Origin of the sequence: Leucobacter shiyiweii (assembly GCF_052446065.1) — a bacterium.
Taxonomy (GTDB): domain Bacteria; phylum Actinomycetota; class Actinomycetes; order Actinomycetales; family Microbacteriaceae; genus Leucobacter.
The window spans coordinates 2,110,497-2,129,985 of sequence record NZ_CM127080.1 but is presented as its reverse complement, the minus strand read 5'-3'; the positions used below and the strand labels follow the sequence as shown (position 1 = coordinate 2,129,985).

Sequence of the window (19,489 nt, the reverse complement as noted above, 5' to 3'; positions counted from 1 at the left end):
ATAAACTGCCGATCGTGCTGGAATCGCTGGAACACTACTCCACCCTGTCTCTGTATTCGGCTATGGCCGTGTACGCCATCGCGTTCGTTTTCTTCGCGGTCGATCTCGCCAACCGCAGTGCGGGCGTCGCCCCGGCGCAGACGGCAGCCCCGGCGTCAGCAACGTCGGCAGCGGGCGGATCCACCCTCACGATCGCGCGCGCGAAGGCACCAGCCGCAACGAATGCAGCATCCTCAGCGCCTCGCTCTCGGGCCCTGCGCATTGGTTTTGCGCTCACCGTTGTCGGGTTCGTCTTTCACGCAGCCGCAACGGTTCTGCGCGGTATCGCCGCCGAGCGAGTGCCGTTCGCAAACATGTACGAGTTCTCGCTGACCGCGACGCTCTCGATCGTCGCGATCTACCTCCTGATGCAGTTCTTTGTGGATCTGCGTTTCCTCGGGGTTCTTATTACGGGTCTCGCCGTGCTGTTTCTCGGGGTCACGAAGGTCAACTACTACGTCGACATTGTGCCGCTCCCGCCCGCGCTTGATTCATACTGGCTCGTGCTGCACATCTTGGTGGCGGTGCTCTCTGTCGGGTTCCTGACGATTTCGTTCGGCCTGTCGGTGATGCAGTTGCTGCAGACGCGACGCGAAAACCAGGTAAAGGCCGGGCAGGCGACGGGTCTGCGCTTCATGTCGACGCTGCCCAGCGCGGTGCGACTCGAAGACTCGGCGTACCGGATGGCGATCATCGGATTCGTGTTCTGGAGCTTCACGCTGATCGCTGGTTCGATCTGGGCCGAGCGCGCCTGGAGCCGATACTGGGGTTGGGACACGAAAGAGGTCTGGACCTTCGTGATCTGGGTGCTCTACGCGGGCTTTATTCACGCGCGCGCGACCCGTGGTTGGCGCGGCACGCGCTCGGCGTGGTTGTCGGTCGTGGCTTACTCGGCCGTGATCTTCAATTACACGATCGTGAACGTGTTCTTTAAGGGATTGCACGCCTACTCAGGCCTCTAACCCGCGGATTGTGGGCTGTGGGGGCGCCGCCGATCAGTCGGCGCTGTTGAAGCGGTGCAACATCGAGCGCAGGGTCTCGAGTTCCCCTTCGCTCCATCCCGAAAACCGCTCAGCGTAATCGTTTGCCATGCGCTCGCGCAGCTGACCCACCGCGTCGTCACCGGTGGCGCTCAACCTGAGCAACTGTGAGCGCTTATCGTCAGCGGCCGGTGTGACGTCCACGAGACCCAATTCCCGCAACTTCGTCACCTGACGGCTCACGGTCGCCTTATCCATATCGAGGTACTGGGCAACTTCTGCCTGCGTAATCGGACCACAGCGGGTGATTCGCTGCAGCACCATGAGGCCGACCCCCTTCAGATCGGGGTGCACATTCTGCGCGTGCCCATCCCACCGGCTGCGCGCGTAGGCGAACAAGCCGGTGAACTCGGTTGCGATATCGCGGATCACCTCGGCCACGGGTTCGTCAGTTTCCGTCTGCTCTGCGTTCACCAGTCGACCCTACCGCGCCGCTGCTGTTGGCGGCTGCCGCATGCTCCTGGGCGAGGCGTTCCGAATTCGACAGGGTACCCAGGGGGATATTGGGCAGCAGTGAGATTGCGATGATTGCGATGACTGCGACAGGCGCCGCGGCGAGGAACAGGTTGCCGATCCCGTGTCCGTAAGCAGTTTCGACGACGAGCGCGATCGGTCCGGGGAGTTCAGAGATCTTCGGGATGACCCCACCCGTCACGATATCCGCCCCGACGAGCTGCTCGGGATCGAGCTTCGCAAGCTCTTGACGCATGTAGGTCACCACCTGGCTCGAGAGCATGGCACCGAGCACCGACATGCCGGCCGTGCCGCCGATTGTGCGGAAGAAGGAGACCCCCGAGCTTGCCGCGCCGATCTGAGTGGGATCCACCGTGTTCTGCACCACGAGCACCAGATTCTGCATGCACATGCCCACGCCGGCACCGAGGACGAACATGGCGATACCCACGTACCAGAACGAGGTGTCGTACCTGAGCTGTCCGAGCAACAGGAGGCCAGCTAGGAGCAGCACCGATCCCGTCACCATGAAGGCCTTCCACTTGCCAAAGCGGGTTATCAGTTGCCCGACGAGCGTGGAAGTAATGAGCACCCCGGCCATCATCGGAATCGTGAGAAGGCCTGATTCTGTGGGGGTCTTGCCGCGCGCCAGCTGCATATACTGTCCGAGGAATACAGATGTGCCGAACATGGCCAGTCCCACTGCGAGGCTCGCGATAACCGACATCGTGAAGGTGCGGTTCTTAAACAAGGTGAGCGGGATCAGGGGCTCTTCGACCTTCAGCTCAACAAACACCGCTGCGACCAGAAGCAACAGGCCGCCGCCAGCCATCGTGAATGACTGCCAGGACACCCACGCGAACGTAGAGCCACTGAGCGTCACCCAGATCAGGAGGCTGGAAAAGCCGGTCGAGATGAGCACCGCGCCCCAATAGTCGATCTTGACCTTCCGCTTGAGCGTGTAAAGGTTGAGTGTGCGCTGCAGCATGATGATCGCGGCGATTGCGATGGGCGCGGCGACGTAGAAGTTCCAGCGCCAGCCGATGGAGTCGGTAATGAAGCCGCCGAGCAGTGGGCCACCAACGGTGGAAACTGCCATGACCGCGCCCATGATGCCGGCGTATTTGCCGCGCTCGCGGGGGCTGATGATTTCAGCGAGCACGATCTGCCCCAGGGCCGGAATCCCACCCGCGCCGATGCCCTGCATGACGCGGAACGCGATGAGCCAGCCAGGGTCGGTCGCCATGCCGGCGAACGCGGAGCCGAGAGTGAAGATGACGATCGAGATTTGCAGGAGCAGCTTTTTGCTCGTCAGGTCGGCCAACTTGCCCCAGATGGGGGTGCTGATCGCGGAGGCGAGCATCGCCGCGGTGACCACCCACGTGAATGCCGCTTGATCGCCACCCAGGTCGGCGATGATGATCGGCATTGAGGTGCCGATAACCGTCATCGACAGCATCGAAACACCCATGCTCATGAAAAGCCCGGCGAGTGCGAGGTTTTTCGCTCGGCCCTCGAGTGTGAAGGGTTGATCGGGGTTCGCAGCGGGTGTGCCCCTGCTGGTGCGGGATTTCATCCCGAGCTCTGCGGCGCGTGTCATGGGTGCGTGTGATCCTTCGGACAGTGGCTGGTGGATCCGCGCCGCCGCACGAGAGGTGACCCGGGGGCGCGGAATCTAGTTGAGAAAAGTCAACTATATGTGAATGGTTGATAAAAATCAACTAGTTGCTATCGCTGTCGATCGGGTACGGCAGAATGGGAGCATGGCTCATCACGCAGGCAGCGCAGGCGCATCCGACACCCCAGGCATCATCCGCATCGGTGTGATTGGCGGGGGGCAGCTTGCCCGCATGATGGTGCCGCCTGCGATCCACCTGGGTCTGCGCATCAGTGTGCTCGCCGAAACCCCGGGCTCGAGCGCCGACCGGGCGGCCGACGTCGTGGGCGACTACCGCGACCCTGAGACCGTGTACGCCTTCGCCAACACCGTTGACGTGGTGACGTTCGACCATGAGCACGTGCCGCAGCCGATTCTGCGCGAACTCGAGGCACGCGGCGTGCAGGTGCACCCGCGACCAAGCGCGCTGCAGTACGCGCAAGACAAGATTTTGATGCGCCAGAAGCTTGCCGAACTCGGCGTGCCTGTGCCCGACTGGGCTGCCGTCGAGACCGAGGCGGAGCTGCAGCGCTTCATCGACGCGCACGGCGGCCGCGCCGTGGTGAAGACCGCTCGTGGTGGCTATGACGGCAAGGGCGTGCGCGTGGTCTCGCAGGCTGACGAGGTGCGTGACTGGTTCACGACACTCGCTGAAGATGGTCACGTCGGTCACCTCCTCGTCGAGGAGCTTGTCGAATTCACCCGCGAGCTCTCGCAGCTGGTCGCGCGGCGCCCGAGCGGCGAGATGCGCACCTGGCCCGTGGTCGAGACCGTGCAAGAAGGCGGTGTGTGCGCCGAGGTGCTCGCGCCCGCGCCCGTGGCGAATCCGGCCACGCTCGCAGAAGCGGCCAGAATCGGCCAGGTGGTCGCCGAGGGCACAGGGGTCACCGGTGTGCTCGCGGTCGAGATGTTCGAAACAGTGGATCACCGCGTGCTCGTCAACGAACTCGCCATGCGCCCGCACAACTCGGGGCACTTCTCGATCGAAGGCTCGGTGACGAGTCAGTTCGAGCAGCACCTGCGCGCGGTGGCGGATCTGCCGCTCGGCGACACCTCGATGACCTCGCCCGCAGCGGTAATGGTGAACGTGCTTGGAGGGCCGGCGGAGGGTTCGATGCCGGTGCGGTATGCGGAGGCGCTGGCGGCGCACCCGCGCGCGAAATTCCATAGCTACGACAAGCAGCCGCGGCCAGGCCGCAAGGTCGGCCACGTCACGGTGACGGGGGAGGATCTCGACGCCGTGCGCACCCAGGCGCGCGACGCCGCGGCCGCTTTCGGGTAGGGGAGACATCGATGAGAGCTCTGGTGCTCGGCCTCGGTGAGGCTGGATCAATCTATGCTCGCGGCCTGCGCGACGCCGGATACGAGGTGGTGGGATTCGATCCATTCACCACGCTGTCTGAAACCGGTGTGCGGCAGGAGACGGATCTCGCCGCGGCCACCGCCGGGGTTGATCTCACGCTCAGTATCGTCGGTGCCCGTGCGGCACAGACAGTCGCAGATTCGGCGTTGCCGCTGCTCCACGCCGGCAGTATCTACGCCGATCTCAACACCGGCTCACCTGAGCTGAAGGCCGAGATTGCGGCGCTCGCAGAGAAGACCGGTGTGCTCTTCGCCGATGTTGCGGTGCTCGCGCCGGTGCCCCGTGCGGGGGTGCGCACGCCACTCCTCGCAAGCGGCACGGGCGCTACGCCGCTGGGCGAAGCGCTCGCTGCGGCGAGCGTTCCCATCGAAGTGATCTCTGAGCAGGCCGGCGACGCCGCCGCGCGAAAGCTCCTTCGCAGCGTCTTCATGAAGGGACTCGCCGGGGTGATCCTCGAGGCAGTCGGGGCCGCAGAAAAGGTCGGGGCTGATGGCTGGCTGCGCGACCAGATCGCCGCCGAGTTTTCAGGTGACTCCCCAGCGCTCATTCAGCGGCTTCTCGACGGCTCGCGCGTGCACGCCGCGCGCCGAGCCCACGAGGTGGAGGATGCTCGTGATTTCCTCGAGAGCCTCGAGCAGCCGTCGTTCGTCACGCAGGCTGCCCGGCAGTGGTACGACGTCTTTCTTGCAGACTCTGCTGAGTACGGTGTCTCGAAGGCTGACGTAGCTGAAGCGAGCGTCGTGCCCCTGAACCCTGACGCAGAATAGCGAGCCCAGCCACAGAATGGTCTAGCCACTCGCCGACGGGCCGTACCGTCTGGCCAGTAGCATTGGGAGCATGACTGAAGCGACCCCCCTCGTTGGTGTAATCATGGGATCTGACTCCGACTTTGCGGTCATGAGCGACGCGGTCGAGGTGCTGCGCGAGTTCGGGATCCCGCATGAGGTCGAAGTGGTGAGCGCACACCGCACGCCCGACAAGATGGTCGCCTACGCGCGTGAGGCCGCGGGGCGCGGGCTGAAGACCATCATCGCGGGGGCGGGCGGTGCCGCGCACCTACCCGGCATGGTCGCCTCGATGACCACCCTGCCAGTGATCGGCGTGCCCGTGCCACTCGCGAAGCTCGACGGACTCGACTCGCTTCTGTCGATCGTGCAGATGCCCGGCGGTATTCCGGTGGCGACAGTGTCGATCGGCGGCGCGAAGAACGCGGGCCTGCTCGCCGCCCGCATCCTCGGCGCAACCGACCCGGCACTCGCCGCCAAGCTCGAGGCCTACCAGCGCGGCCTCGCTGAAATGGTCGAGCAGAAGAACGAGGCGCTCAAGGCCCGCATCACGCTCGCCGCGGGCACCGTGAGCTAGTGGATCGCCCATGCTCCTCTTTAGTTGGGCACTAGATGCTGGAATTTTCGATTATTTGAGCAACTACTGCCCACTTGATCCTCAGGTGCCCGGCTCGAGGAGCGAGAGTGAGCGCCCCAGAGGAGAAGTGGTGACGCTTGCGCGCTGATCCACCCCCGGCAGGCGAATCAGGCGAAACGGGCGGATCGGGCGACCCGCGCGTCGACGAACGCAGCCCGGTTTACCGACGGGCTCTGATCGCTCTCTTTTTCGCGGGTGTCGCAACCTTTGCGCAGATGTACTCTCCGCAGGCGCTGCTACCTGAAATCGCGCGCGACTTTGGGGTGTCTGCGGGTGACGCATCCTGGGTGATCGGCGCCACCACTATTGGTGTCGCAATCGGCGTGGTGCCCTGGGCGCGGTGGTCAGACCGAATCGGGCGTGCGGTCGCGATGCGCGTCGCAATCACGCTTGCCGTGGTGGTGGGTGCGTCAGTCGCGGCCGCGCCCGGCTTCGAGGTGCTCGTCGCGGTGCGGTTCGTCGAGGGGCTCGCGCTCGCTGGGCTACCCGCGCTTGCTGTGATGACGCTCGCCGAGACCGTGCGGCCGCGCGCGCTCGCCGCCGCGATCGGCTCGTATGTTGCTGGCACCACGATCGGCGGGCTCTCGGGTCGCCTACTCGCAGGCTCGGCGAGCGAAGTCTGGGGGTGGCGCGGCGGCGTGCTTGCAGTGGCCCTGCTCGCGCTCGTTTCTGCCGTCGTTTTCCTGCTCGTGCTCCCGGCCACACGAGTGCCGCCCGCGGAGCCGATCCCCCTTTGGCGGGGGCTCGCCGACAACCTGCGAAGGCCCGGGGTCCTCGCGGTTGTCGCCCAGGGGTTCCTTCTGATGGGTGCGATGGTCGCAGCCTACAACGCGGTGGCGTTTCGCTTGCAGGAGCCCCCGTTCGAGCTTTCGGTGGCGCAGGTCTCGTGGATCTACCTCGTTTACCTCGCGGGTGCCGTTGCATCGGCACAGGTGTGGCGTGTCACGCGTCGTCTCGGCTCGACGGGTGCGCTCACCATCTGTGTTGCGGCGCTCGCCGCGGGCGCGGCGATCTCGCTCGTGCAGGCGGTGCCCGCGGTGGTGGCTGGCATGGCGCTCATCACCGCTGGGTTCTTCGGCGCACACGCGGTGACGAATGGCCTCCTCAGTTCGCGGGGTGGATCGGGGCGCAGCCTTACCCCGTCGCTCTACAACTGGGGCCTGTACGCAGGCTCGAGCGTGCTCGGGTGGGCAGGTGGCGCGGCGTTTGCTGCGATCGGTTGGCCGGGCACCACGGGTCTCGTTATTTTGGCCGCCGTGCTCGCAGCGGTGGTGGCCTGGTGCTACGAAGCCCGCCACCCGGATGCAAGGTAACACGAACTGCGGGGCGCGGAGCGCGGGGTAACTCGCTCATTTTCCCCAAATTGTGGGTCCGGCTCTGCCTTTTCATCAAGTTGGGGAAGTTGGTCGCAGGAGCGTGCGAGGGCGAGGGCGAGGGGCGAGGGGCGAGGGCGAGGGCGAGCGAGTGTGCGAGTGGACCCGCAGCTTCGAACTACAGCGCGGCGTGCAACTCCCACAGCTGCCATGCGGTGGTGGCCCAACTAAATGACCGGCTACGATCCTCTGCACGCACGCGCAGGATGTCGAGCTCGGCGGCGTCACACGAGGTGAGACGTGCCAGCTCGTGGGCGAAAGATCCGGCCGAGTCGGCGGTGGTGCCGGCGTCGAGCGCGAGTTCGCTCGCTACCGGGCACTCACTATGCAACACGGAGACCCCGGCATCGAGTGCGCCAAGTACCTCGTACCCGGTGCCGATGAACTCCTGCGGAAGGGCGAGGAGGAGGGCGCCCGAGAGCAATGCGCCCATGTCAGCGAGCTCAGTCACCTGTACCTGGTGCACGCGCCCCTGCAGGCCTTCGTCAAGGGCGAGGACTGGGGAGTCTGCTGCAGGCGCGCTTTTGGAGGTGGACCCGGAACCGGAGTCAACCTTCGGCGGCGATGACGACCCTGCTGCGCCTGCCCCGTCCGTACCTGCCGGCGCCGACTTGTGGCTCGCCGCTCCGTGCCCAGAACTGTACGGTGCGCTGTGCAGTATGACGAGGTCGGGAAGGGCGGGATCCGCGGCCATCGCGTCAAGAATCCACGCGAGCCGACCGCGCGGCCCAGGCCCAGCCGTCGTGACAACATAACGCTCCGGCAACCCGAGCTCGGTGCGCCGGGCAGAAGCAGCAGCCTCGTCGAGCGGGCGTGCAAATGCCGTCGGTGCCGCGAGCGGCAACACCTGCACGGGCAGGTCCAGCCCGTAGTGCTCGTGCAACACCGCTGCCACTGCGTGAGTCGGCGTGAGCACCGCGTCGGCGAAGCGCAGCGCGCGCTTCACATATGCCCGGTATTGGCGCGCTTCGGAAGTGCCCATCAACTCGGGCGCAAGCCAGGCGAGTGCGTGCGGCACGGTGACCGAGGTCTGCGTCGCGTCTTCGGCGTGCCGGGCACGCAGAGGTACGAGCGGCGTGACGGCGTGCACGAATTCGTCGTCAAGGGGGCGAGCTGTCGCCCCGGTACGCCAGAGAATCGGCAGCAGGTTGGCCCGCATGGGCAGCGTTTCGACGCGAGCCCTGGCGCTTGAAAACTCAGGCAGCGCGCTGCCGTGTGCGAGCAGCAACCGTGCGCTGCACCCCCGCGGTGCCACCCGTGCAAGCGCCTCGGTGAGGTCGCGCGCGGCAGCGGCATGCACGGCAGATTCGAGGCCCGGTATTGGCTCGCCGATGAGTGTAAGCGTGGCCACTTTCCTCCTCGGCGCGTTCGTGCAATGTTCTGAACTCAGTCTACGGAAGCCATCGATGAACTTCCTGTGCAGTGGCGTTTCGTGACCCGATTGTCGCCAGGTGGATCGCCACTCGCCCGGCAGCTTCACAGCCGGAGCGGTATCAACCTCATACGCTATACCCCATGCGTGTTCTCAGGGCCGGCAGCGCCGGGCAGCCAGACGATTCGGCTGATCCACAAGCGAGCCGAGGCGCCCGCGCATGAGTCTGGATCTCGAACGGCCGTTGCGCAACCCAGACACTAGCTCGCCGCCGCTCATGACGAAGCGCGCCCGTTGGTTGGTGCTGTGGGGGTTCGTGCTGCCGGGCAGCGCGCAGGTGCTGGCGGGCAACCGCAAGCTAGGCCGGTTCGGCCTGGCCGCAACCTTTGTGATGCTCGCGCTGGTACTTGTTGGCGTGGCCGGAATGCTGGTTGCGCAGGAGACGACGCTCTCAGTCCTGACGAATAGCATCTTCCTGCTGGTGCTGCAGGGCGTGATTTTCGCGTATGCGGTGCTCTGGCTGGTGCTCGGTTTCGACACGCTGCGGCTGGCTCGGTTGGTGTCGGTCGCCCCGAAGTGGCGGGTGCCCGTCGCGATGCTCGCGGTGATACTGACGGTGCTGCCGGCGGGTGCTGCGGCGTGGGCTGGGCTGACCGTGGGAGCTGCGCGTGGCGCTATCGGCGACATCTTCGGTGGCGGTGCCCCCGCGGTCGAGGCGATCGACGGACGTTACAACATTCTGCTGCTCGGCGCCGATGCGGGTGAGGATCGCGAGGGTCTGCGCCCTGACAGCATCTCGCTCGTCAGCGTTGACGCCGAGACCGGACAGTCTGTCATCGTCGGTCTGCCGCGCGATCTCACCGAGATGCCCTTCCCGGAGACTTCGCCGCTGTATCCGGTGCACCCGAATGGGTTCTGCGCCGGACCGAACGCCTTCGGCGAGTATGGTGGGTGTCTCACCACTGGGCAGCTGAATGGGTTGTACGCCGAGGTCGAGCTCGTGAACGACCCACAGTATGGCTATCTGTACACCGACCTGTATCCGGATGCAGCCTCACGCGGGTCGTCGCCAGGTATCGAGGCGATGAAAGACGCGGTTTCGGGGGCGACGGGGCTAACCGTGCAGTTCTACGTGCTGGTCGACATGAGCGGGTTCGCTGCGCTGATCGATGCCCTAGGCGGGGTGACCATTGACGTCACGCAGCCCATCCCACTCGGAGGGTATGAAGACCCGGCGACAGGCATGTGGGTTGACGGTGACTCCTACCTTCCGGTGGGGGCGCAGCATATGGATGGCGAGACGGCGCTGCTCTTCGCCCGAGTGCGGCACGGGCTGCAGAACGGCGATTACGACCGTATGCAACACCAAAGACAGCTTCAGGCGGCCATACTCGCGCAGGCGAATCCGTCGAACGTGCTGCTCAGGTTTCAGGAGGTCGCGGCAGCTGGGTCGAACGTGGTGCGGACCGACATCCCTGAGTCGATGCTCGGCAGGTTCGTGGATCTCGCGACCAAAGCGAAAGACCATACTCCGGTGGCCGTCGAGTTGATACCGCCGATGGTGGATCCCATGTATCCCGACTACACGCAGATTCACAGGCTCGTCGCCGATGGGGTCGCGGCGGCCTCCCCGCTGCCCGAGCAATCAGAGTAAGAACCTGTAACTCAGCCACACGCACGTCGCCCGTTTCCGCGCGCCAGGTGGTGTGTGGAAACGGGCGAGTGAGCCTAGCTTGACTGGATCGCGCTGTTAGCTGCTGAGGTAAGCGGTGAGCGCGTCGCGCGCGTCGCGCGGCGTGAATCCGGTGGCCTTGATCTTTTCGAGGGACAGCGTGCTGAAGAGTGGGCGCGGGGCAACCTGCTTGCCAGCGAAGTACTCGGCTGTGGTGGTGCCGCTGACGCGCTCAGGGTCGTGCCCGGTGCCCGAGTAAACGAGCTTCGCGATGTCGGCCCACGACATCACTGGCCCCTCATTCGTGAGGTTATAGGTGCCAAAGGCGGCGCGCGACTGTAGCAGGTGTACGATCCCCTCGGCGATGTCGTCGGTGAAGCTCAGGCGCCCGATCTGGTCGTTCACCACGTTCGGGTCGATTCCCCGCTCGGCGAGCGAAGCCATGGTGCGCACGAAGTTGTTGCCATCGCCAATCACCCAGCTGGTGCGCACGATGTAGTGTCGCGGCACGGTAGATACCAGCGCGTCGCCCGCAGCCTTAGTCTGGCCGTAGACCCCGAGAGGCGCAAAGGCGTCATTCTCGTGGTACATCCGCTTCGTGCCGTCGAACACGTAGTCGCTAGAGACATGCACGAGGGTCAGGCCCTGCTCGGTGGCGATGCGAGCGAGGCGTGCCACACCGGTGACGTTCGCGTCCCACGCATCGCGACGGCCTTCGGGCGTCTCGGCTGCATCCACCGCAGTGTAAGCCGCGGCATTGATCACGGTGTCGTAATCGGCCCAGCGCAGGCGGTCGAGTGTCTCTTCGTTGAAGAGATCGATGCGACTGCGATCAGCAAAATCAGCGTGGGGGAGCGCCTGCTGTAGCGCGCGACCCAGCTGGCCGTTGGCGCCGAGCACGAGTGTCCGCTTCGCTTTCATCGGCACGACATCTGCGAGCAGGGGGTGAGCAAGATCCTTCTCCGAGCGCTCGGCCTGTTCGAGCGGGATCGGCCAGGCGATCGCGGCAGTCGGGTCGGCAAGGTTTAAGAAGGTGTACTCGCTCTGTGCTTCGGCGCTCCAGTGCGCGTTGACCAAGTACACATAGGCTGTGTCGTCTGCGAGAGTCTGATAGGAGTTGCCCACTCCGCGCGGCACGAAGATCGCGGTTGACGGGTCGAGTTCAGCGGTGAAGACCGTTCCAAAGCTGTCGCCCTCACGCAAATCCACCCACGCGCCGAAGATCTTGCCGGTTGCGACGGACACGAACTTGTCCCACGGCTCCGCGTGAATGCCGCGGGTGGCACCCCGCTTGTCGTTGAAAGAGATGTTGTTCTGCACGGGGCCGAAGTCAGGCAGGCCGAGCGCGACCATCTTTTCGCGCTGCCAGTTCTCTTTGAACCAGCCGCGGTTGTCTCCGTGTACAGGCAGGTCGAGGAGTACGAGCCCGGGAATCGTGGTCTCGCGAATGGCGAGCGGTTTTGCCGCCATGCTCACTGCCCCTGTTCCTTGTACTTGGCTTCGGTCGCGGCCTTCTGCGGCTGCCACCATTCGGGGTTGTTGCGGTACCAGTCGATCGTGGCGGCGAGGCCCTTTTCGAAGTCAGGGAACGACGGCTGCCACCCGAGTTCGTCGCGAAGCTTGGTGCTGTCAATCGCGTAGCGGAGGTCGTGACCGGGGCGGTCGACGACGTGTTCGTAGGCGTCTGCGGGCTGCCCCATGGCGGTGAGGATTAGCTCGAGCACCTCCTTGTTGTTCTTCTCTCCGTCTGCGCCGATGAGGTAGGTCTCGCCGATGCGGCCGGCCTCGACAATGCGCAGCACGGCCGAGGAATGGTCGTCGGCATGGATCCAGTCGCGCACGTTGAGGCCTTCACCGTAGAGCTTCGGGCGGTCGCCAACCAGAATGTTGGTGATCTGGCGGGGGATGAACTTCTCGACGTGCTGGCGCGGTCCGTAGTTGTTTGAGCAGTTGGAGATGGTGGCCTGCACCTCGAAGGAGCGGACCCATGCTCGCACCAATAGGTCGCTTCCTGCCTTGGTTGACGAGTACGGGGAGGAGGGATTGTAGGGCGTCTGCTCGGTGAATCGCTCCGGGTCGTCGAGCTCGAGATCGCCATACACTTCGTCGGTGGAGATGTGGTGGTAGCGCTTCTCATGACGGCGCACGGCCTCGAGCAGCGTGTAGGTACCCACGATGTTGGTGTCGAGGAACGGTTTTGGATCGTGCAGCGAGTTGTCGTTGTGCGACTCAGCGGCATAGTGCACCACCACGTCGGTCTCGGCAATGAGCCGGTCTACCAGCGGGGCGTCGCAGATGTCACCGTGCACCACGGTGACGCGGTCTTCGGGGAGCCCCGCGAGCGAGGCCTCGTTACCGGCGTAGGTGAACTTGTCGAGCACGGTCACCACGTCGTCTGTGTTTTCGACGAGGTAGTGCACGAAATTTGAGCCAATGAAGCCGGCTCCGCCGGTCACGAGAATTTTGCGGGCCACTGAGGTCCTCCTGCGTTAGTGCGTGTGTCTGCGCGCAGACATAGTCCTAAAGAGTTTACCTGGACTGATTCCTTGGATTCTGGACGCGGCTTTCTCCTTAACTAACGCCCGAGTCCAAGGTACCTCCAGCCGGCAGCCTGCCAGTTTTCTGGGTCCAGCACGTTGCGTGCGTCGATTATTGTGACCCGATCAGTCTGATTGGAGACCAGCGATCTTGCTAAATGAGGATCCAGGGACTTGTATTGCGCCCATTCCGTCAGAAGGATCACGAGTTCAGAGTTCCGGAGGGCGTCTGGTAGATCCACTTCAAACATCAGTTCGGGGAGCCGGGTCTGAGCGTTGGCGATGCCCTGAGGGTCCGTGGCCACCACTTGTGCACCGCGCGCGTGGAGTCCAGCTGCGACATCGAGAGCGGGTGAGTCGCGGACATCATCACTGTCTGGCTTGAAACTCAAGCCCAGGATAGTGATGCGCTTCCCGTAAACATCACCTTCGAACACACTCTCGGCCAGCTCGATCACGTGAGACCGACGCCGCATATTTATTGCATCAACCTCGTGGAGAAAGGCAACCGACTCGCCGAGGCCGAGTTCTTCAGCACGCGCCGCGAAGGCGCGAATGTCTTTCGGTAGGCAACCTCCACCGAAGCCGACCCCAGCGTTAAGGAAACGGCGACCGATTCGATTGTCGTGCCCAATCGCGTCGGCGAGTTGGGTGACATCCGCGCCAACCACCTCGCTTATTTCGGCCATCGCGTTGATGAAGCTGATCTTCGTCGCAAGAAAGGCATTGGCTGCGACCTTCACGAGTTCGGCGGTCGCGTAATTTGTGACCACCTTTGGGGTGCCCTGAGTGAGAGCCTGTGCGTACACCTGATCGAGAAGCTGTTCGACTCGCTTAGCATCCTCATCACTAGGGACCCCGTATACGATCCGGTCCGGTCGCAGGGTATCTTGCACCGCGAAGCCCTCGCGCAGGAATTCCGGGTTCCACGCGAGGCTCGCATGAGGAGCACGCTGGCCAATCAACAAGGCAAGTTCTTCAGCAGTCCCCACTGGAACTGTCGATTTCCCAACAACTAATGACCCCGGAGCCAGTCGTGGAATGAGCCCTTCAACCGCGGCGTTGACGTAAGTCAAATCGGCAGATTTCCCTTCGAGCGATTGAGGGGTCCCAACTGCGACGAAGTGCACGGACGCTGCTGCGACCTCGTCGATATCGGTCGTGAATCGGAGGTGGCCTGAAGCGATTCCGGCCTTCAGGAGCTCGCCAAGTCCGGGTTCGTAGAAGGGGGCCTCGCCCAACGACAATTGTTCGACGCGTGATGCGTCGACATCGACGCCGACGACATCGTGCCCGAGTGATGCCATTGCTGCGGCGTGCACCGCGCCAAGATACCCGCAGCCAATTACTGAGATCCTCACGATGGCACATTCTCCTTGCTATTTCGTTGGAGGGCCGCCAACTTAAGGAACCCTCGAAACCTTAACGCAGCATGAATGGCCCAGCGCACGGGGAATCTCCAAAACCCGGCGTACCGCTTGTTCATGAAGCGGATCGCACTGTTGGTCATTGCCTGTTCCACCGCGACGGCATGCTTCTTCGTCGAGTGTGCCCCCAAGTGCTCGACCGAGACAGCGGGCTCGTACACGTTGGTGAACCCTATGTTGCCGATCTGCCACCCGAGATCGATGTCTTCGAAGTGCATGAAGTACGCCTCGTCCCAGCCGGAGAGATCTTCAAAGATCGAACGTTTCACCATGACGGCTGCACCAGAGAGGGAACCTGCGGTGCGGCGCTCGCCGTAGTGTGCGGCATCTTGATAGGCGCGAGTCCAGGGGTTCCTCGGCCAGATCTTACTGAACAGCGCATGGCCCACACCAGTGCCAACCGATGGAATATTTCTCGCCGAAGGGTAGACGCTGCCGTCTTCATTCAGGATGCGTGGGCCGATGCTCCCGGCATCCGGATCGTCAAGCAGCGAGGCGGCGAGTTGACCGATAGCGGGTTCAACGAAACGCACGTCGGGATTGCAGAAGAAGTAGGCATCGAGGGGTGTGTGTGCGGCGGTCCCGTGCTTCAGCGCACGCACCCCGGCGTTCATGCCGGCGCCGTAGCCAGGGTTCGCCGGGATTGGCACATACTGGGCACCGTAGCGCTGCGCAATGCCCTGCACACTCTCGTGATCCGGCTTATTGTCGACCACCACGACGGGGAGGTCACCATGGTACTCGCGCAAGCTACGGAGGAATATGGTGAGTGCGTCGCCGGATCCGTAGCTCACCGTCACCACGCCCACATTGGTCATTGGGCTCGAATGTGGGGGAACGGCTTCTGGCATGGCTCCCATCCTATGGACTACAGATTCAGGGCGTGCCCCGCATGCCTTCGGTAAGCTTGCCGTTGATCTGTGGAAAGGACGTGCTTCATGAAGGGCATCATTCTCGCTGGTGGTTCCGGCACCCGGCTGTGGCCTATCACTAAGGGCATCTCGAAGCAGCTTATGCCGATTTACGACAAGCCCATGGTTTATTACCCCCTGTCGACGCTCATGATGGCGGGCATTCGTGAGGTGCTCATCATCACCACCCCCGAGTACAACGACCAGTTCCGTGCGCTTTTTGGTGACGGATCTCAGCTGGGCATGCGGATCGAATACGCGGTACAGCCGTCTCCCGACGGACTCGCGCAGGCATTTATCATCGGTGAGGAGTTCATCGGAAGCGATAGCGTGGCGCTCGTTCTTGGCGACAACATCTTCCACGGCGTCGGGCTGGGTACGAGCCTACGCAAAAACAACGAGGTCGACGGGGCACTGGTGTTCGCATACCACGTGGCCGAGCCGCAGGCCTATGGCGTGGTTGAGTTCGATGAAAACATGCGTGCGGTTTCGATTGAAGAGAAGCCGCAGCACCCAAAGAGCAACTACGCTGTTCCTGGCCTGTACTTCTACGACAACGACGTGGTGCGGATCGCCAAGACAATTCAACCAAGCGCCCGCGGCGAACTCGAGATCTCGAGCGTCAACGAAGAGTACCTGAACGCTGGAAAACTCTCCGTTGAGGTGCTCGACCGCGGCACGGCCTGGCTCGACACGGGCACGTTCGAGTCGATGATGCAGGCTTCAGAGTATGTGCGCGTCATCGAGGATCGACAGGGTTTCAAGATTGGCTGCATCGAGGAAATCGCTTGGCGTAATGGGTGGATTGACGATCAGCAACTTACAGACCTCGCCGTTCCCTTGGTCAAGAGCGGGTATGGCAAGTACCTCACCAACCTCGCGCGCCAAGACTGAGTCTAGGTTTGGACATTGAAGATTAGCGATCAGAGCACGACACCCATGGTGTCGGTGATTATTCCGGTTTTCAACACTGAGCAGTACCTGGATCAGGCCCTCTTGAGCATTCGTTTTCAGACTCTGAAGGAACTCCAGATTATCTGTGTCGATGATGCTTCTACTGACGGGTCGTTGGCTGCGCTAAGGCGGCACGCCGATGAAGATCCGCGCATTAGTGTTATAGCTTGCGAGGCAAACATTGGGCTGGGCGCTGTACGAAATCTTGCTTTACATTACGCGGAAGGACGCTACGTCTATTTTTTTGATAGCGATGACATGCTCGACCCGCAAGCACTTGAAAAAATTGCCATTTTGGCTAACGCAAACGAGCTTGACTCCGTTTTTTTCAACGCCAGGCCGTTAATTGACGAGTCAATGGATTCCGCTCTCCTGAGCCAGTACCAACGTCAGTATATGCGGAGGCAGTCATACACCTCCGGGATATCGGGGCCCGAGATGGTCTTGGAGATGAGCAAGTACGGGGAATGGAAGCCGTCCGCCTGCTTATACTTGACAAGGCGCGAGTTCCTATATGATGCTGGCCTTCGATTTACCGAGGGCGTACTTCACGAAGATAACGGGTTCACTATGAGGCTGATGCTTTCGGCGTCCCGACTCGGCTATGATTCCTCAGAGTTCTTTGTGCGACGGGTCCGTGCCGACTCCATCACTACTACCACAATTTCTGAATGGCATGTCCGAAGTTTAGTAATCGCGGCGGCTGAGTTGGCCGTAGCTGCTCGGAGTCAGAGGATCAGGACGGATTTTAGTGCCGAAGTGTCGATCGCTGTGGCCACTCAGGCGGAGTTGATCTTGCACGACGCCATTCGGAAGTATCTTAGGCTGGAACCCAGAGAACAGGAAAAAATATCCGAATGGCAGCCTTCTTGGCCGGAGCATGTCTTCGTTCGTTGCCGTCTGCTGGAGCGGGTTAACCTTGAGAATCTGGAGGCGGTGCTGCTAGCGCGCGAGGAAGAAGCCCAAACGCTCAGGGCAGAAAATGCGAGCTTGCTCCGGTCACGTGCTGTCCGTCTTGCGAGAAGACTGCGTTCCATTCAGGGTCTTCGTTCGAGGTAAAGCGAGGATGCAGAGACCTGAGAGGTGACGATGCAAGCTACGCAATCCGGTCGAGTGAGTATTTCATTGAAATGGCACCGCGGCTCGTTCGTGGTGAAATCACGTTGAAAGAAGCAGCTTGAACAGCATCCTTAAGGTGCTGACCTCCGCCGTCAAGTACTGAGACGTTAACAAAGTACTTGCCTTCCCCGAAACACGTATTTTCAATTGTGAATCGAAATGACGCTGTGTCAGAGAAAGGCGAAAGAGGGAGATCAATAAGATCGTTCGCGGCGCCGAACACGCGTAGGCCCATGGGGTTGTCGATCTGGATTGACAGCATCCAATCTACATCTCGGACGTTACCCTCCAGCTCGATTTCAACACACAGAGTATCTCCGAGGGTGAGCGGTTCGCGGGCCTCCCGGTGCCTGGCGAAGCAGCGGGCTCGAATCTCGATTGGGGCTTGTGAGTCAGAAGTGTCCGCCCTCAAGCCTGCAACCGCCTGCTCATGCTCTACTCGTCGCTCCTCCAAGAGATCGCGGAACCTGGTCACCGCTTCACGTGGGTCGCCCTGGTACACGAGCTTGCCGTGATGGAGCAGCACTGCGCTATCACTCAGCTCGAGTACTTGCCCGAGGTTATGAGTGACAAGCAGGATGGTTCCGCCTGCCGCTTGGAACCGCCGGATCGCGTCCATGCATTTGCGCTGAAACGCTTCGTCACCGACCGCAAGTACCTCATCGACCAACAGAATGTCGGGGTCAGTGTGGATTGCAACTGCAAATGCCAGACGTACATACATGCCGGATGAATAAAACTTCACCTGGGTGTCGATGAAGTCCTCGAGTTCAGCGAAAGCCACGATATCGTTGAATACGGCATCAGTCTCCGCTCGGCTCATTCCGAGAAGCGAGGCATTGAGAAATACGTTGTCGCGGCCACTCAGATCGGGATGGAAGCCAGCTCCGAGTTCGAGCAGTGCCGCAATGCGACCCCGGCTAGAGATCATGCCAGAAGAAGGGTCAAGGATCCCTCCGATCACTTTCAACATGGTGCTCTTGCCAGAGCCGTTGTGCCCAATCAAAGCAACTGTGTGCCCTGCTTTGACCTCGACACTGACGTCGTCGAGTGCAGTGAATTCTTCACGGTTTTGCCGGCCTGCGCGGAAAGAAAGCAGCCGGTCCTTGAGGGAGTTGTCGCGTCGAAGCATGAAGTGTTTAGTGACGCGATCTGCTTTGATGACGATCGGCGCGTCATCGGACGCTTCGTGAAGTGGTGACATTGTGGTTAGAGCTCCTGCGCGAAGTTGCCTTGCAGCCTGGTGAAGATGCGCTGCGCGCCGATAACGCACAGCAGACCGGCAGCGGCCGCAATGCTGAGTTGAACCATCAGGTGATCGGGAATAGGGAGACCGCGATCGGTGGTTCCCCAGATCGCCTCCTGGAAGCCGAGCACCGATAGGGTCACAGGGTTAGCTGTGTAGATCTCAAGCAACCACGGGATCCCTGCGCTCGTGACTACGTCTCGCACCATGCCCCAGGAATAGAGGATAGGTGAAGCCCACATGAGTACCATCACTGCGATCTCGACGAAGTAGCCAATGTCACGCAAGTAGACGAACCATGCCGAGAAGAGGAGGGCGAGAGCCAGCCCAAAACTCACCAACGTGATGACCGCGGGCAGAAGGTAGATGAGATTCCAGCTCAAGCGGAAGTTTCCAGACAAGAGGACGATCCCGAAGAGAACAAACAACTGTATCATGAAGTTGAACAGAGCCGTACCGGTTGCGGCGAGTGGGAACAATTCGCGGGGAACATACACCTTCTTCACCAACCCCGCGTTGTTCAGGATGGAACCGGTGCCGCCCGAGACAATTTCTGAAAAAAGACCGTAGGCGGTGAGTCCAGTGAAGATATAGATAGCGAAATCAGGAATACCGCGCTCAGCACCGAGGAACTTGCCGACCACAACGAAGTAGATCGCGAGCTGGGTGAGCGGCTTAATCAGCGTCCAGATAAGTCCTAGCGAGCTGTCTTTGTAGCGCGACTTAATATCTCGGCGCACCAACAGGCTGAGCATGCTCCGGTTGGTGACGATCTCACGAGTAGAACTGAAAAATCCTCTGTATCTCGCATGCGACTTCCCAGATTCGACGGAGACGCCGATGGTGGTGAATGATGCGCGAGAGAGTGCCTCAAGTCGTTCAGCGCGATTCATGATCCTCCTCT

General features: G+C 62.0%; 17 protein-coding genes. 8 read left to right on the top strand and 9 right to left on the bottom strand.

Annotated elements, in window-relative coordinates:
• The first annotated feature begins 14 nt into the window (after positions 1-14).
• Positions 15-1,001 carry a c-type cytochrome biogenesis protein CcsB gene (gene ccsB, locus ACTNFJ_RS09845; RefSeq protein ID WP_435906133.1) on the top strand — a complete coding sequence of 329 codons (987 nt, stop codon included), beginning with the start codon at positions 15-17 and terminating at the stop codon, positions 999-1,001.
• 33 nt (positions 1,002-1,034) lie between these two features.
• Here ccsB and ACTNFJ_RS09840 read toward each other — a convergent pair whose 3' ends face one another.
• Positions 1,035-1,493, bottom strand: a complete 459-nt coding sequence (locus ACTNFJ_RS09840; RefSeq protein ID WP_435906132.1) for a MarR family winged helix-turn-helix transcriptional regulator — start codon at positions 1,491-1,493, stop codon at positions 1,035-1,037.
• Positions 1,468-3,132, bottom strand: a complete 1,665-nt coding sequence (locus tag ACTNFJ_RS09835) for an MDR family MFS transporter (protein ID WP_435906131.1) — start codon at positions 3,130-3,132, stop codon at positions 1,468-1,470. Before ACTNFJ_RS09835 ends, ACTNFJ_RS09840 begins: the two co-directional genes overlap by 26 nt.
• 163 nt (positions 3,133-3,295) lie before the next feature.
• Between ACTNFJ_RS09835 and ACTNFJ_RS09830 the strand changes: the two genes are divergently transcribed.
• From ACTNFJ_RS09830 to ACTNFJ_RS09815, 4 genes are all read left to right on the top strand, one after another.
• The gene (locus ACTNFJ_RS09830) at positions 3,296-4,471 is read left to right on the top strand and encodes a 5-(carboxyamino)imidazole ribonucleotide synthase (protein WP_435906130.1); all 1,176 of its coding nucleotides are present in this window, start codon (positions 3,296-3,298) and stop codon (positions 4,469-4,471) included.
• Positions 4,472-4,482: 11 nt separating this feature from the next.
• On the top strand, positions 4,483-5,319 hold the full coding sequence (locus ACTNFJ_RS09825) for a DUF1932 domain-containing protein (RefSeq protein WP_435906129.1): 837 nt from the start codon (positions 4,483-4,485) through the stop codon (positions 5,317-5,319).
• A 70-nt stretch (positions 5,320-5,389) separates the two neighbouring features.
• A complete protein-coding gene (gene purE / locus ACTNFJ_RS09820; RefSeq protein ID WP_435906128.1) occupies positions 5,390-5,914 on the top strand; it encodes a 5-(carboxyamino)imidazole ribonucleotide mutase in 525 nt (174 codons plus the stop codon).
• 137 nt (positions 5,915-6,051) lie between these two features.
• Positions 6,052-7,287 carry an MFS transporter gene (locus ACTNFJ_RS09815; RefSeq protein WP_435906127.1) on the top strand — a complete coding sequence of 412 codons (1,236 nt, stop codon included), beginning with the start codon at positions 6,052-6,054 and terminating at the stop codon, positions 7,285-7,287.
• A 178-nt stretch (positions 7,288-7,465) separates the two neighbouring features.
• Here the strand turns inward: ACTNFJ_RS09815 and ACTNFJ_RS09810 are convergent, their stop codons facing one another.
• Positions 7,466-8,698: a glycosyltransferase gene (locus ACTNFJ_RS09810; RefSeq protein WP_435906126.1), complete on the bottom strand. Its 1,233-nt coding sequence runs from the start codon at positions 8,696-8,698 to the stop codon at positions 7,466-7,468.
• Between the two features lie 241 nt (positions 8,699-8,939).
• Between ACTNFJ_RS09810 and ACTNFJ_RS09805 the strand changes: the two genes are divergently transcribed.
• On the top strand, positions 8,940-10,373 hold the full coding sequence (locus ACTNFJ_RS09805) for an LCP family protein (protein ID WP_435906125.1): 1,434 nt from the start codon (positions 8,940-8,942) through the stop codon (positions 10,371-10,373).
• Between the two features lie 96 nt (positions 10,374-10,469).
• Here the strand turns inward: ACTNFJ_RS09805 and ACTNFJ_RS09800 are convergent, their stop codons facing one another.
• The 4 genes from ACTNFJ_RS09800 to ACTNFJ_RS09785 all read right to left on the bottom strand — a co-directional run bounded on the left by ACTNFJ_RS09800 (position 10,470) and on the right by ACTNFJ_RS09785 (position 15,206).
• Positions 10,470-11,861, bottom strand: a complete 1,392-nt coding sequence (locus ACTNFJ_RS09800; RefSeq protein WP_435906124.1) for a sugar nucleotide-binding protein — start codon at positions 11,859-11,861, stop codon at positions 10,470-10,472.
• Between the two features lie 2 nt (positions 11,862-11,863).
• Positions 11,864-12,865 (bottom strand): dTDP-glucose 4,6-dehydratase, encoded by a 1,002-nt coding sequence (gene rfbB / locus ACTNFJ_RS09795; RefSeq protein ID WP_435906123.1) that lies wholly within the window; start codon positions 12,863-12,865, stop codon positions 11,864-11,866.
• 101 nt (positions 12,866-12,966) lie between these two features.
• Positions 12,967-14,289 (bottom strand): UDP-glucose dehydrogenase family protein, encoded by a 1,323-nt coding sequence (locus ACTNFJ_RS09790; protein WP_435906122.1) that lies wholly within the window; start codon positions 14,287-14,289, stop codon positions 12,967-12,969.
• Complete coding sequence (locus ACTNFJ_RS09785) at positions 14,286-15,206, bottom strand: glycosyltransferase family 2 protein (protein WP_435906121.1); 921 nt, start codon at positions 15,204-15,206, stop codon at positions 14,286-14,288. Before ACTNFJ_RS09785 ends, ACTNFJ_RS09790 begins: the two co-directional genes overlap by 4 nt.
• Positions 15,207-15,293: 87 nt before the next feature.
• Here ACTNFJ_RS09785 and rfbA point away from each other — a divergent pair, with 87 nt between their 5' ends.
• Complete coding sequence (gene rfbA, locus ACTNFJ_RS09780; protein ID WP_435906120.1) at positions 15,294-16,160, top strand: glucose-1-phosphate thymidylyltransferase RfbA; 867 nt, start codon at positions 15,294-15,296, stop codon at positions 16,158-16,160.
• A 15-nt stretch (positions 16,161-16,175) separates the two neighbouring features.
• The gene (locus ACTNFJ_RS09775; RefSeq protein WP_435906119.1) at positions 16,176-17,279 is read left to right on the top strand and encodes a glycosyltransferase family 2 protein; all 1,104 of its coding nucleotides are present in this window, start codon (positions 16,176-16,178) and stop codon (positions 17,277-17,279) included.
• A 37-nt stretch (positions 17,280-17,316) separates the two neighbouring features.
• Here ACTNFJ_RS09775 and ACTNFJ_RS09770 read toward each other — a convergent pair whose 3' ends face one another.
• Positions 17,317-18,543, bottom strand: a complete 1,227-nt coding sequence (locus ACTNFJ_RS09770) for an ABC transporter ATP-binding protein (protein ID WP_435906118.1) — start codon at positions 18,541-18,543, stop codon at positions 17,317-17,319.
• A 5-nt stretch (positions 18,544-18,548) separates the two neighbouring features.
• Positions 18,549-19,478 (bottom strand): ABC transporter permease, encoded by a 930-nt coding sequence (locus tag ACTNFJ_RS09765; protein WP_435906117.1) that lies wholly within the window; start codon positions 19,476-19,478, stop codon positions 18,549-18,551.
• Positions 19,479-19,489: the final 11 nt, after the last annotated feature.

Coding starts and splice junctions, on each gene's coding strand:
- purE (WP_435906128.1), top strand. CDS start 5,390: ATGACTGAAGCGACCCCCCTCGTTGGTGTAATCATGGGATCTGACTCC.
- ACTNFJ_RS09805 (WP_435906125.1), top strand. CDS start 8,940: ATGAGTCTGGATCTCGAACGGCCGTTGCGCAACCCAGACACTAGCTCG.
- rfbA (WP_435906120.1), top strand. CDS start 15,294: ATGAAGGGCATCATTCTCGCTGGTGGTTCCGGCACCCGGCTGTGGCCT.
- ACTNFJ_RS09825 (WP_435906129.1), top strand. CDS start 4,483: ATGAGAGCTCTGGTGCTCGGCCTCGGTGAGGCTGGATCAATCTATGCT.
- ACTNFJ_RS09770 (WP_435906118.1), bottom strand. CDS start 18,543: ATGTCACCACTTCACGAAGCGTCCGATGACGCGCCGATCGTCATCAAA.
- ACTNFJ_RS09765 (WP_435906117.1), bottom strand. CDS start 19,478: ATGAATCGCGCTGAACGACTTGAGGCACTCTCTCGCGCATCATTCACC.
- ACTNFJ_RS09800 (WP_435906124.1), bottom strand. CDS start 11,861: ATGGCGGCAAAACCGCTCGCCATTCGCGAGACCACGATTCCCGGGCTC.
- ACTNFJ_RS09835 (WP_435906131.1), bottom strand. CDS start 3,132: ATGACACGCGCCGCAGAGCTCGGGATGAAATCCCGCACCAGCAGGGGC.
- ACTNFJ_RS09785 (WP_435906121.1), bottom strand. CDS start 15,206: ATGCCAGAAGCCGTTCCCCCACATTCGAGCCCAATGACCAATGTGGGC.
- ACTNFJ_RS09830 (WP_435906130.1), top strand. CDS start 3,296: ATGGCTCATCACGCAGGCAGCGCAGGCGCATCCGACACCCCAGGCATC.